Origin of the sequence: Arthrobacter sp. CAN_A214, from assembly GCF_015751955.1 — a bacterium.
Classification (GTDB): domain Bacteria; phylum Actinomycetota; class Actinomycetes; order Actinomycetales; family Micrococcaceae; genus Arthrobacter_D.
Genome location: NZ_JADOUU010000004.1, coordinates 125,795 through 137,807, shown reverse-complemented (window position 1 = coordinate 137,807; position 12,013 = coordinate 125,795). Strand labels below are relative to the sequence as shown.

The 12,013-nt window shown below is 66.1% G+C and carries 14 protein-coding genes and 1 pseudogene; 7 read left to right on the top strand and 8 right to left on the bottom strand.

What is annotated here, in order from left to right; all coding sequences use genetic code 11:
* Positions 1-109 precede the first annotated feature (109 nt).
* A complete protein-coding gene (locus IWX65_RS05760) occupies positions 110-1,414 on the top strand; it encodes a cation:proton antiporter (protein WP_196881490.1) in 1,305 nt (434 codons plus the stop codon).
* Between the two features lie 4 nt (positions 1,415-1,418).
* On the opposite strand, the pseudogene IWX65_RS05755 reads toward IWX65_RS05760, so the two are convergent.
* Positions 1,419-1,696 (bottom strand): annotated as a pseudogene (locus IWX65_RS05755) (SDR family oxidoreductase); the annotation flags it as partial.
* A gap of 32 nt (positions 1,697-1,728) precedes the next feature.
* Complete coding sequence (locus IWX65_RS05750) at positions 1,729-1,884, bottom strand: hypothetical protein (RefSeq protein WP_196881489.1); 156 nt, start codon at positions 1,882-1,884, stop codon at positions 1,729-1,731.
* Positions 1,885-2,021: 137 nt separating this feature from the next.
* Between IWX65_RS05750 and IWX65_RS05745 the strand changes: the two genes are divergently transcribed.
* Positions 2,022-3,011: an LLM class flavin-dependent oxidoreductase gene (locus IWX65_RS05745; RefSeq protein ID WP_196881488.1), complete on the top strand. Its 990-nt coding sequence runs from the start codon at positions 2,022-2,024 to the stop codon at positions 3,009-3,011.
* 209 nt (positions 3,012-3,220) lie between these two features.
* Positions 3,221-3,424, top strand: a complete 204-nt coding sequence (locus tag IWX65_RS05740; RefSeq protein WP_026533290.1) for a cold-shock protein — start codon at positions 3,221-3,223, stop codon at positions 3,422-3,424.
* Between the two features lie 102 nt (positions 3,425-3,526).
* Here the strand turns inward: IWX65_RS05740 and IWX65_RS05735 are convergent, their stop codons facing one another.
* Together IWX65_RS05735 and IWX65_RS05730 are read right to left on the bottom strand one after the other, a co-directional pair.
* Positions 3,527-4,696: an MFS transporter gene (locus IWX65_RS05735; RefSeq protein ID WP_334683683.1), complete on the bottom strand. Its 1,170-nt coding sequence runs from the start codon at positions 4,694-4,696 to the stop codon at positions 3,527-3,529.
* A gap of 9 nt (positions 4,697-4,705) precedes the next feature.
* The gene (locus IWX65_RS05730; RefSeq protein WP_196881487.1) at positions 4,706-4,996 is read right to left on the bottom strand and encodes a hypothetical protein; all 291 of its coding nucleotides are present in this window, start codon (positions 4,994-4,996) and stop codon (positions 4,706-4,708) included.
* A 148-nt stretch (positions 4,997-5,144) separates the two neighbouring features.
* Between IWX65_RS05730 and lhgO the strand changes: the two genes are divergently transcribed.
* Positions 5,145-6,335: an L-2-hydroxyglutarate oxidase gene (gene lhgO / locus IWX65_RS05725; protein ID WP_196881486.1), complete on the top strand. Its 1,191-nt coding sequence runs from the start codon at positions 5,145-5,147 to the stop codon at positions 6,333-6,335.
* On the top strand, positions 6,332-7,408 hold the full coding sequence (locus IWX65_RS05720; protein WP_196881485.1) for an Ldh family oxidoreductase: 1,077 nt from the start codon (positions 6,332-6,334) through the stop codon (positions 7,406-7,408). Before lhgO ends, IWX65_RS05720 begins: the two co-directional genes overlap by 4 nt.
* Positions 7,409-7,616: 208 nt before the next feature.
* Here IWX65_RS05720 and IWX65_RS05715 read toward each other — a convergent pair whose 3' ends face one another.
* The 4 genes from IWX65_RS05715 to IWX65_RS05700 all read right to left on the bottom strand — a co-directional run bounded on the left by IWX65_RS05715 (position 7,617) and on the right by IWX65_RS05700 (position 10,486).
* Positions 7,617-8,309 carry a GntR family transcriptional regulator gene (locus tag IWX65_RS05715; RefSeq protein WP_196881484.1) on the bottom strand — a complete coding sequence of 231 codons (693 nt, stop codon included), beginning with the start codon at positions 8,307-8,309 and terminating at the stop codon, positions 7,617-7,619.
* Positions 8,306-9,019: a fumarylacetoacetate hydrolase family protein gene (locus IWX65_RS05710; protein WP_196881483.1), complete on the bottom strand. Its 714-nt coding sequence runs from the start codon at positions 9,017-9,019 to the stop codon at positions 8,306-8,308. The genes IWX65_RS05715 and IWX65_RS05710 overlap by 4 nt, the downstream gene beginning before the upstream one ends.
* 127 nt (positions 9,020-9,146) lie before the next feature.
* Positions 9,147-10,313, bottom strand: coding sequence for an EAL domain-containing protein (locus tag IWX65_RS05705; protein ID WP_334683682.1), 1,167 nt, complete (start codon positions 10,311-10,313; stop codon positions 9,147-9,149).
* Positions 10,310-10,486, bottom strand: coding sequence for a DUF1059 domain-containing protein (locus IWX65_RS05700; protein WP_196881482.1), 177 nt, complete (start codon positions 10,484-10,486; stop codon positions 10,310-10,312). The genes IWX65_RS05705 and IWX65_RS05700 overlap by 4 nt, the downstream gene beginning before the upstream one ends.
* A 204-nt stretch (positions 10,487-10,690) precedes the next feature.
* Between IWX65_RS05700 and IWX65_RS05695 the strand changes: the two genes are divergently transcribed.
* On the top strand, positions 10,691-11,278 hold the full coding sequence (locus IWX65_RS05695) for a hypothetical protein (RefSeq protein WP_196881481.1): 588 nt from the start codon (positions 10,691-10,693) through the stop codon (positions 11,276-11,278).
* Entirely contained in the window at positions 11,235-12,002 is a 768-nt protein-coding gene (locus IWX65_RS05690; protein WP_196881480.1) for a S8 family peptidase, read from the top strand. Before IWX65_RS05695 ends, IWX65_RS05690 begins: the two co-directional genes overlap by 44 nt.
* Positions 12,003-12,013: the final 11 nt, after the last annotated feature.

Sequence of the window (12,013 nt, the reverse complement as noted above, 5' to 3'; positions counted from 1 at the left end):
AGAACCGGCGCCGAAGAGGACCGGTTCCCGCAGCTGCCGGAACCGGCGTAACCTACACGAGCGCGCCCTTCTCTGGCCTGCGCTGATTCGTTCGAGGAAAGAGGTGCCGGTGTTCGAAGCGCCGAGCCTGATATTCGCTGCTGCAGGACTTGCCGTCTTCGCCGCGGCACTGCTGCCACGCCTGCTGATGCGGGCTCCGGTGTCGATGCCCATGATCTTTTTCGGCGCAGGTGTCCTGGTTTTCTCCGTCGCCGACGATCTTCCGAGCCCGGATCCCATCGCGTACAGCGACATCACCATCCACCTCAGTGAAGTCTGCGTCATCATCTCCCTCATGGGTGCGGGCCTGGCCCTGGACCGCAAGGTGGGCCGCAAACGATGGGCCACCACATGGCGCCTGCTCGGGATCGCGATGCCGCTCTGCCTGATCGTCTTCACGCTGCTGGGCGTCTGGGTGCTGGGCCTCGGTCTGGCCGGTGCGATCCTCGTAGCGGCGGCACTCGCGCCCACGGACCCGGTGCTTGCCTCGGAGGTGCAGGTGGGCGAGCCCTCGGAGACGGAGGAGGAACTTGAAGCCGAGGACGAGGTCCGTTTTGCCCTGACCTCGGAGGCCGGGCTCAATGACGGCCTTGCTTTTCCTTTCGTGTATCTCGCGATCGCCGTGAGCCTGGTGGGTGCGGCGCCGTCGGCCTGGTTCCCCCAATTCTTCGCCCTGGACGTGGTGTGGCGGATCGGCATAGGGTGCCTTCTCGGATTCGGTGTGGGCAAGCTGCTGGGCCGGGTCTTCTTCCAATCCCGGATCGAGAGCGCGCGGATGGCCAGCCACTCGGAGGGATTCGTTGCCCTGGCTGCCACTTTCCTGACCTACGGGGTGACGGAGATGATTGAGGGGTACGGGTTCATCGCCGTTTTCGTCTGTGCGGTCACCATCCGCTCCGGTGAGCAGACCCACGGGTTCCATGGGGTGCTGCACAGCTACATCGAGCAGCTCGAGCGGCTGCTCACCGTCGTGGTGCTCGTCCTTCTCGGAGGCGCGGTGGCGAGGGGGCTGCTGGCGGGAGTCACTGTTGTCGAGATCCTCGTTGCCCTGGCCTTCCTTCTCCTGGTGCGGCCACTTGCAGGCTGGATCAGCCTCAGCAGGGGCCGCACGGGCCCGTGGGAGCGCAGCGTCATCTCCTTCTTCGGTGTTCGCGGCATCGGCTCCATCTACTACCTCAGCTACGCGCTGTCGAAGGGCGAGTTCGCCAGCGAGGACGAGGCTCTATGGCGCATCGTGGGTCTCGTGATCGTGATGTCGATCCTCCTGCACGGCGTGACGGCGGCGCCGGTGATCAACGCCCTCGACCGCGCGCGCGAGCGCAAGGCGATCCGCGAAGCGGGCACCGGGGACGTGGCGCCCAGAACGGCCATCTGACGGGTCAGAGCGGCGTGACGTAGGCGCCGGCGATACCCCCGTCCAGCATGAACCGGCTTGCCGTGATGAAGGATGAATCATCCGAGGCCAGAAAGGCGACGGCGGCGGCCGTTTCGTCGGGTTCCGCGAAGCGGCCCAGCGGCACGTGGACCAGCCGGCGTGCCGCCTTCTCGGCGGCGCTGGCGAAGCATTCCTTAAGGAGCGGTGTGTTGACCGGTCCCGGACACAGGGCATTGACCGGATTCCCTGCCGGGCGAACTCAACGCCCAGTTCGCGGCTGCTGCGGGGATTTCTCCTCAACGAGGCGGAAGAGGCTACCTGTCCTTCTCCAGGCGACGCTGGATAGCCTCGAGCTCATCACTGAGGAACTGAAGTGTGGCAGTGCTGTTTTCGACAGCCAGAGCACGTACCAGTTCGTCCTGGCGGGCACGGAGGTCGGATACCGTCGTCGGAAGTTCGAAAGTGGCCACGGCTCCATCCTCGTAGATCTCGTAGATCTCGTAGATCCCGTGGATGGGGAAGGGCAGGGGAAATAAGCCCGCCGTTCCGGCGGTTCCACTTTAAGCATCCGGCACTGGTTGCTTCCGCCGTGAAAGGTATCCCCACCATGACTGTTCCCCTGTCCATCCTTGACCTCGCGCAGATAGCGGAGGGGTCGACGGCGGCGGAGAGCTTTGCCTCGAGTGTCGCCCTCGCGCAGCGCGCCGAGGAGTGGGGCTATACGCGCATCTGGTACGCAGAGCACCACAACATGGGAAGCATCGCCTCCTCCGCCACGAGCGTGCTGGTGGGCCATGTCGCGGACCATACGAAGACCATCCGCCTCGGATCCGGCGGTGTGATGCTGCCCAACCACTCGCCGCTCACCATCGCGGAACAGTTCGGCACCCTTGAGACCCTTCACCCGGGACGCATCGACCTCGGGCTCGGCCGTGCTCCCGGTAGCGACCAGAACACGATGCGGGCCCTCCGCCGCGACCCTTCCGCTGCCGACACCTTCCCGCAGGACGTCCTTGAACTTCAGGGTTACCTCAGCGGGGAAACACGCGTGGCCGGGGTGCAGGCCACGCCCGGGGCCGGGACGAATGTGCCGCTCTACATCCTCGGGTCATCCCTTTTCGGAGCGCGGCTCGCCGCTGCACTGGGCCTTCCCTTCGCCTTCGCCTCCCATTTCGCGCCCCAGGCCCTGCTCGACGCCGTCGCCATCTACCGCAGGGAGTTCCGGCCCTCGGAACAACTGGAGCGCCCGCACGTGATGGCGGGAGTCAACGTCATCGCATCCGACTCGGCTGCCGATGCCCAGCGTGAATTCACCGAGGCCAAGCGGCGGCGGGTCTCGCTGCTCCTGGGAAGGGGCCAGCAGTTCACCCGGGAGGAGTCCGAGGTGATCCTCAATTCCCCCGCGGGCCAGCAGATCGGGCAGATGGCACGCTACTCGGCAGTGGGTACTGCGCGCGAGGTCAGCGACTACCTGGACTGGTTCACCGGCCATGCGGGAGCGGACGAACTGATCGTGGCGACCCAGGCAGGCTCCACCGAAGCATGGCTGAGATCCTTCGAGCTGGTGGCCGAAATCGTCCAGCCGGCAGCTGCCTGACGTCACAAATTAAAGTTCGTTCCGGATCCTGCTTGCCATTACCCACCTGAGTTTGGTTAAGTAGGACCTAGTTGTAGTGTTGCGCATTTGTATTTCGCGCGGTGCACCCTTCGGGGAGGTGCCGCGTTTCTGAAAAAGCGGACAAGCACGCCGCGACTGGGGCTTTCCGAAAGTCGGATTGCGTCTGAATTTCAGAAGGATATATAACAATGGCAACAGGTACCGTGAAGTGGTTCAACGCTGAAAAGGGCTTTGGTTTCATCGCTCCTGACGACGGAAGCGCAGATGTGTTCGCACACTTCTCCGCCATCAACGCGAGCGGCTACCGCTCGCTCGATGAGAACCAGAAGGTAAGCTTCGACACCGAGCAGGGCCCCAAGGGTCCCCAGGCGTCAAACATCCAGCCTCTCTAAGGCAGTCCGGCCTCTTTCAGGCTTGGATGGATGAAGCAGGGCGGGATTCTTCCCGCCCTGCTTTTTTGTGCCCGAACCGGATGCTGCGGTGCGTCGGTCCGCTCAGGAACGCGCCGCGGCCACCACCGCCACGGCGGCGAGGACCGCCATGCCCGCAGCCATCGCGGAGTAGCTTCCCAGCTGACCGGCGAGGAGGGGCCCTGCTGCCGGGGCGAGAGCCGCCATCGCAGTGATGGGCGCGATGAACACGCCGTGGACAGCGCCGAAGCTGCTGGTGCCCCACCTGTCAGCGATGGCGGTGGCCTGCAGAAGCGTGTTGCAGCCGCGGAGCATTCCGGCGATGATCACCACCACCACCAGTACGGCTGTGGGGCCCGGCAACACTCCCAGCAGTGCCAGGCACAGTGCGCCGGAGCCGGTCAGGAGGACAGTGCGGCGGACGGGGGGAGTTCGCCCCTGCAGCGCTCCATACCCGAGGCGCCCGAGAACCTGCCCAGCGCCGACGAGTCCGAAGACCAGCGCCGCCGTCCGGTAGTCGAATCCGCGCTCGAGGAGGAGCGGAATGAGGTTCAGGGTCACGGCGAACAGGGCGAGGGTGGTCAGGGCCAGTGCAACCTGGAGCATGACGAAGCGCCGGCTCCGGGTGATCGCCCGGATCCCGCCTGCGCTGTGGGGGCCGGCGGCCGGATGCGTGGTCCACGCCGCGTTGAGGAAGAACCAGTGCAATGGGAAGGTGACGACGGCGAGTGTTCCGGCCAGGACCAGGAAAGCTGTGCGCCACCCCACCTGTTCTATGAGCAGCGCGGTCAGTGGCGAGTAGATGGTGGAGGCGAATCCGGCGATGAGCGTCAGGGTGGTGAGCGCCCGCAGGCGGGCGGGGCCATACCAGCGGGTGATCACCACGAAGGCGGGCTGGTAGAGGACTGCTGCCTGCGCGCAGCCCGCGACGAGCCAGGCCAGGACGAAGAGCGGATAGTTCGGGGCGAGGGCTACCAGGACGAGGGCCGCCGCACCGACGACACTTCCGCCGGCCATGACGGCCCTCGGCCCGCGCCTGTCCAGCAGCCTGCCGATCCAGACGCCCACCGCGGCTGACACGATCAGCCCCGCGGAGAACGCACCGGTGACTGCGGTGGCGGACCAGCCGGTGTCCCGCACGATCGGGATGACCGCTACGGGCAGCGAGTAGTAGAGCAATCCCCAACTCGTCGTCTCTGCAGCGCACAGCGCAGCCAGGCCGCCGCGGGGGAGATCCGAAGTGTCGTTCACCACGAGCCCAGCCTACTGTTGCGGAATTTCGCCCTGTGCTCCGGGATGGAGGTTCTGCAGGCCGGTTGCCGCATAGGCGGCCCGCGCCGAGGGACCCGTCAGGTGGCGGACGAGGCTCTCCGCTGCGTGCCGGTTCACCGCACCGGAGCCGACGGCGACGGAGAACACGCGCATGGGGTACTCCGTCCGGAGCGAGGAGCCGGAGACCTGTTCGTAGGCCGACAGGACACCACCGTCCAGGGCTTTTCGCACCACGAGGGAGCTCATCAGGGTGAGGGGGATGGCGCTCGGGTGCGATGGCATGTGCTGGTCCTTCCGGACGGGGCAGGGCCTGCGAACCGTAGTGACTTCGACTAGCCTCGAACTCTATATCCTTGCGGACAACCATATACAGTTGCTGGAGGTTCGCTGCTTTCCGGTACGACGTCGACGTCAGAAGAGGAACACGAAGATGAAGAGCTCCGTTGTTGTTGTGGGCGCGGGAATAGTCGGCCTTGCCACCGCGAACGAGCTCGCGCTCCGCGGCTACCGCGTGACCGTGGTCGACAAGGAGTCCCGGCTCGCAGAGCACCAGACGGGCAATAATTCCGGAGTCATCCACTCGGGCCTCTACTATGCGCCGGGAAGCCTGAAGGCAACCCTCGGAACCGCCGGCGCGCAGTCGATGCACCGGTTTGCCGAGGACCACGGGGTTGCCGTGGACATCTGCGGGAAGCTGGTGGTCGCCACCCGCCTGGAGCAGCTCCCAGCGCTGGAGGAGCTGCACCGACGCGGCCTCGCCAACGGCGTCCCCTGCCGGATGGTCACCCCCGAGGAGGCTCGCGCCTACGAACCCCATGTCGCCTGCGTGGCCGCCCTCCGGGTCGAATCGACGGGGATCGTCGACTACCGGGGAATCTGTGAGGCCCTCGGACAGCTGATCACGGAGGCCGGGGGCGAGATCCTGCTGGGAACGGAAGTCACCGGGATTTCGGCGGGCGGCGGTTCCGTGACCGTCTCGACCACCACGGGCGAAATCTCCGCCGACGACCTCATCAACTGCGCCGGCCTGCACAGCGACCGCATTGCGCGGCTGGCCGGCCTCACCCCCGAGGTGCGCATCATTCCGTTCCGCGGTGAATACTTCGAGCTCACCCCGAACCAGTCACACCTGGTGCGGGGCCTGATCTACCCGGTGCCGGATCCGAGTTTCCCCTTCCTCGGCGTCCACCTGACGAAGATGATCGGCGGCGGTGTCCACGCAGGACCCAATGCGATCTTCGCCCTGGCTCGTGAAGGTTACACCTGGCTCAGCATCAATCCACGGGACGTCCTTGAAAGTGCTGCCTGGCCCGGGCTGTGGAAGCTTGGCGCAAAATTCTGGAAGGTGGGTCTCTCCGAGGTGGCACGGTCCCTGTCGCAGAAGAAGTTCCTGGCGAGCCTGCGGGAACTCGTGCCCGAGCTCGCGGACGACAGCCTCATGCCGACCCACGCGGGAGTACGCGCGCAGGCGATGCGCAGGAACGGCGACCTTGTCGACGATTTCTACTTCGAGCGGGCACCCCGCCAGATCCACGTGCTCAACGCGCCCTCGCCGGCGGCGACCGCCGCCCTCGAGATCGGCAAGCGTATTGCCGACGAGCTGAAGGAGGGGCACCGGTGAACGGGGAAGGTACGAGCCGCTTCGACGCCGCACAGCTGCACCAGCAGATCGTTGCGGTCCTCTCCGCCTGGGGAATGCCGCCGGAAGCTGCGGCCGCCACGGCCACGGTGATGGTCGAGACCGATCTGGCCGGCATTGATTCGCATGGCGTGTCGATGCTGATGCTCTACGAGAAACTCCTTCTCGAGGACCGCCTCAGGCTCGACGCCGTTCCCCGGGTGGTTCGCGATGCTCCAGCCTTCGCCGTCGTCGACGCCGGTGCCGGCCTCGGACACCCGGCGGGACTCTTCGCCATGGACCTGGCGATCCGAAAGGCCGCGGACTGTGGAATCGGGGCGGTCGCCGTCGGCAATTCACACCATCTGGGAGCGCTCGGGCACTACGTCCGGAGCGCCGCGCAGCGCGGCCTGATCGCTCTGATGACGACGACGACGCGCTCACCCGTGGTAGCCGCTGCGGGTGGCACGACGCCGATCCTCGGGACGAATCCGATTGCCTTCGCCGCCCCACGCACCAGCGGAGGGGAACTGGTGGTCGACATGTCCACGAGCGTCGTGGCCATGAACAAGGTGAAGGCCTACGCCCTGGCCGGCCGCGACCTCCCGGTCGGCTGGGTCACCGACCGGTCGGGCAGGACCATCACCGATGCCTCGCTCGCCCATTCCCTGCTGACCACGCGGGAGGCAACCGTCAGCCCGCTCGGCGGCCCGAGCACCGAAACGGGCGGGCACAAGGGTTTCGGGCTCAGCCTGATGGTCCATGTCCTCAGCGCGGCGTTCTCGGGAGCCGCCCTGCCGCTGTATGACGGGCCCAGCGATAACCTGGGACACTTCGTCCTGGTCATCGACCCGAACAGCGTGACCGACGCCGGGGCCACCGCCGGGTATGTCGACGAACTCGTCCGCCTGATGACCCAGGACGAGCCCGGCGTCGTTCTTCCGGGCGAGCCCGAAGCCGAGGCGCACACCAGCCGCAGCAGGGACGGCACTCCTCTTCCCGAACCTCTTCTTCAACACCTGCGGGCGATCTGCGGGAGGGCCGGAATCGACATGATCCTGACACCGCTCGGATAAGGCACACCCCGGCGCTAACTGTACTGCGCCGGGACAGCTGGCGCGCGGATCGGTCCCGTCGTCACGCGGCTGCGGAGCCCCCTTGCCACGCAGCAGCGGAGCCCGCTCGCTACGCGGCGGCGGCGGTGGTCGCGTCGTCACCCGGTGGCGGAGCTCCGCCTTCACCGGCGGAACCCCCTCGCCGCGCAGCGGCGGAGCCCGCGTCCTCTCAGACCTCCGTGGTCACCACGCGGCGGTCCGAGAGTGCGCGGGCTTTCGCGTTCCGGATGTGGGAGCGGATGGCTGAAGACGCTGCGTCGGCGTTGCGCTCCAGGAAGGCGTCGAGGATTGCCTGGTGCTCGGCAATGGTGGTGGTGGGCGCCGTCGAACTGGCTTTGGCGTAGAGCCGGAACCGCTGCGCCTGGCCGCCGAAGGATCTCCAGGCGTCCTCGAGGAACCGGTTGTTCGCCTGGCGGGCGATCGCGGCATGGAACTGTTCGTCCGCCTCGAGGAAGCTCGGAACAGGGGGTTTGCCCGGGTAGTGGGCGCCGGTTTCCAGGGAGGAGATGGTTTCGGCGAGACGGTCGAGGAATTCCGGTGTGACACGCAGGCCCGCTTCGTAGGCCAGGGCCGGCTCGAGGACCAGGCGGGCGTCCATCAGTTTCCGGAGGTCCTCGAGGCTGAAGAGCGGGGCAACCCGGTACCCCTTGTGGGCTTCGCGGATCACCAGTCCTGTGTGCTCGAGCCGTGCCAGCGCCTCACGGAGCGGCGTCTGGCTGACGTCGAACTCCCTGGCGAGGTATACGAGGTTCAGAACCTCGTCCGGTTTCCGCCGGCCGTCGAGGAACTGCGCCAGGAGGGCGGTGTGGACCTGGTCGGCGAGGGGCTGCCTGGTGGTCCGTCCCGCCGGTGTCCGGCTCACGCGATGGTGAACGAGAGCCCGGCAACTCCGTCGATGCCGGCGGTGACCGAGCTTCCGCGTGTGAGGGCTCCAACGCCGGCCGGGGTGCCGGTGAAGAGAAGGTCCCCGGGACGCAGTGCGACCGACCGGGAGAGGTGCGCGATGATCTCGGCGACCGTCCAGATCTGGTCCCTGAGGTCGCCCTCCTGCCGGAGCACGCCGTCCACGTCCAGCCAGATCCGGCCGTCGGCGGGGTGCCCCACCGCGCTGACCGGGCGGAGCGGTGAACACGGTCCGGACCAGTCGAAGCCCTTGGCGAGATCCCAGGGGCGCCTCAGGCTCTTCGCCTCCGCCTGCATGTCGCGGCGGGTCAGGTCCACCCCTACGCCATAACCCCACACGGTGTCCAGAGCGTCAGCGGGGTTGATCCCCGTGCCGCCCTGTCCGAGCGCTACCACCAGTTCGACCTCGTGGTGAAGATCCGCGGTCTGGGGCGGGTAGGGGACAACCGGGAGAGTGCCGTCCAGGATTTCCGTCTCTTTCGGCGTGAAGACGGCGTCTGCGGGCTTCAGGAAGAAGAACGGCGGTTCGCGGTTCGGATCTGCACCCATCTCGCGTGCATGGTCTCCGTAGTTGCGCCCGACGCAGAACACCCTCCGCACGGGAAAGAGAGTTTTGCTGCCGCTGATCGGGAGACTGGGGGGAGTGGGAACCGGGACGGCATACGTCATGGAGCTCCTTCAAGGACTGGTGGTCGGGAACCGCTGACCGGGGGGGGGGGGGGCACTACGAGTGATTAATATGTTACTTACGGCAGGAATGCTTTCGGCACACCGATTCCCCGCGGGTTCCGGTGGGTCAGCTTCCGGATAGCTTCGGGCCCGTCGTCGTCAGTGCTGCGATCATGCGCTCCAGGCGGGCGACCCCGGCGAACCGGCCCGCGTTGTCCGTCACCAGCAGGGGCTCGAAGCGGCTTGCCTTCTCCCGCGTCATGCAACGGGCCAGGGCCTCGGCCAGCGGCGTGTCAAGGTTCACGCGCATCCCCTGGCTCACCACACCGAGTTCCGCCGCGCCCACGTCGAGGACGGAAACCGGCCGCAGCTGCCCACCGAGCAGCACCACCGACTGCAACCCCGGGTCGGCCGCGAAGGCGGCGGCAGCCTGCCCCGCGCTGACGGCAGTCGTGGCCGCTTCGACGACGTCGCGGATGAGCCTTCTGTGCTCCACCGGGCGGTTGGCGGTCAGGCGGTGTGCGAGGTCCAGATCGAGGCCGGCCCAGGGCGGGGCAGGCCGAGCCAGGAGGTAGCCCTGCACCAGGGGGACGCCGAGGGAGACGAGCGCATCAAGTTCTTCGACCCGTTCAACGCCCTCCGCAAGAATCCAGGCATCGACGCGGCTGGCGAATGTCCCGAGCATCTCGATCAGTGCCCTCTTCGCCTCGTCGCGGTCGACATCCTGGACGAGTTCCCGGTCGATCTTGATCAGGGAGGGCCGCAGCGCCAGCAGATGCCTCAGCCCCGCATACCCGGCACCGGCGTCGTCGATCGCGATCAGCGCTCCAGCGGCACGCAACCGGTTGAGGTCGGGCGCGAGTTCCAGGTAGGAATCGATGGGAGTCTGCTCCGTCAGTTCGACGACGAGGCCCCCCAGATCCCCTTCATTCCGCCACACACCCCGGACCTCCTCCGAGGTCAGCAGTTCGGGGGAGACGTTGACGGTGAGGAAGCAGTTGGGTGGCAGCGTCGCCCGCGCTGCGAGCGCAGCCCGCAGTGCCGTCGATTCCAGTTCTGCGGACTTCCCGTAGGTACGCGCCGCGGAGAACCAGACCTCCGGATTCTTCTCTCGGAAACCGGGGAACCGGGCGAGGGCTTCGTAACCGACCACCGTGCCGCGCGAGGTGTCGACAATGGGCTGGTACGCCGTGGAAAGACCTTCGCCACGGCAGGCGGCCGCGAGGAGCGCTTCCCAGCCCGGCACGGCCTGTACGCCGGTCTCAGGCCGGGATATGTCGTCCGCGGGGATCAACTAACCGGGACGATAGCTCTGCGAACCGACTGGACAAGGTCAACCGGGAACTCGGTCATTCCGTGTGTGGTTGCCGCGTGTGCTCCCACATTGACCAGGATTTCATCATCAGTACTGCAGACCCAACGGGCTTCGCAGCCTGGAACCACATCTCCACATGCAAACGACTTCACTAGAGCTCCCTGTATTCGACGGTGAACGGCACAACCTTACGTGACCCAACGACGGTTCTGTTCGTTGTGCGGCAGGGCCCGGATTGCCCCACTTCGCGTCCTTCTCTGCGCTGCAGTCGCTACTGGGGTATTGGAAGTGTCTGTCTGCAACTGATATCGTTTGCCGACCCGCGAAACGGGCGGCTTGGCGAAGGCAGCACGACGATGCCACTTCTTGCGATGCCATACCTGAGGAGAATCCATAGGATGAGAAGTCTGAAATCGGGTGCGCTGATCGTTGCCGCCCTTGCTGCTGTAGGTATGCCGGTACTGCCCATGCAAGCTGCTGGAGATCACGAACAGCAGTTGATCGTGACTTTCGAAAGCGATGTGAACGAACGGGACAAGGCAGCGGTGGAGAGTGTCGGGGCTACTCCGTCGAAGGAACTGAAGTTCAACGACAGCCTGGTCGTGACGGTTCCGAATGATGTTGTCGCTGAGAAGCTTGGTCGCGTGGCTGGCGTGGCGCGAATCGACGTCGACGCGCGGGTTCACACGGCAGCCCCGCCGCGCTGCAGTCCGTGGCCATCCTGCAAGGACGCGACCGTACCGTCTCCCTCACCGGCGCAAGTCCTTCCCTGGGGCATCGACCGGGTTGACGCTGAGAAATCGTGGTCTGCGAGCCGTGGAGCTGGGGTGGGCGTCGCTGTCATCGACACGGGAATCGACCAAAGCCACCCTGATCTGGCAGGAAACATTGCAGGGGGGGGTGAATTTTGTGAAGGGGCGGGGCGGCCCGGGGAAACTGCCTGATGCAAACGCCTGGAACGATGACAACGGCCATGGGACCCATGTCGCCGGAACCATCGCTGCTCTCGACAACACGATCGGCGTCGTCGGTGTGGCCCCGGAGGCGGATCTGTACGGGGTGAAGGTGCTCGACGCAAACGGGTACGGGTACGCCAGTGACGTGGCCCTCGGCATCGAATGGTCCATCAACAACGGCATGCAGGTGATCAATCTCAGTCTTGCAGAGGAAACAGATGTGCCAGCGCTCCGAGACGCGGTTGAAGCAGCCGACGACGCCGGCATCGTGGTGGTCGCTGCCGCAGGCAACGCAGGTGACGGTGATCCCTCATCCAATGACGTTCTCTGGCCCGCGAAATACGACAGCGTCATAGCCGTGTCAGCCACAGACATCGACGATGCCGTTGCGGTTTTTAGTTCTGACGGTGCGGAAGTGGAGCTAGCCGCGCCAGGTAAGGACGTGTTGTCCACGACCCGCGGTGGCGGTTACGGCACGATGAGCGGCACGTCAATGGCGACGCCGCACGTCTCCGGTGTAGTGGCCGGGATGCTGGCAACACCGGTGGTTTCCGGGGTCGACGCCGATTACGACGGCGTGTGGGATACGTCCGAGATACGGGCAACCCTGCAGGCATCGGCAGATGATCTGGGAACACCGGGGCGGGACGTTTTCTACGGGTACGGACTCCTCGACGCTGAAGAGGCAACCAGCGGGGTTCAGGGGTCGTAGCGGTAGTTGGC

Bases quoted from the DNA above. Each gene is read 5' to 3' on its own strand.
- IWX65_RS05745 (WP_196881488.1), top strand. From the start codon at position 2,022: ATGACTGTTCCCCTGTCCATCCTTGACCTCGCGCAGATAGCGGAGGGG.
- IWX65_RS05740 (WP_026533290.1), top strand. From the start codon at position 3,221: ATGGCAACAGGTACCGTGAAGTGGTTCAACGCTGAAAAGGGCTTTGGT.
- IWX65_RS05730 (WP_196881487.1), bottom strand. From the start codon at position 4,996: ATGCCATCGCACCCGAGCGCCATCCCCCTCACCCTGATGAGCTCCCTC.
- lhgO (WP_196881486.1), top strand. From the start codon at position 5,145: ATGAAGAGCTCCGTTGTTGTTGTGGGCGCGGGAATAGTCGGCCTTGCC.
- IWX65_RS05710 (WP_196881483.1), bottom strand. From the start codon at position 9,019: ATGACGTATGCCGTCCCGGTTCCCACTCCCCCCAGTCTCCCGATCAGC.
- IWX65_RS05695 (WP_196881481.1), top strand. From the start codon at position 10,691: ATGCCACTTCTTGCGATGCCATACCTGAGGAGAATCCATAGGATGAGA.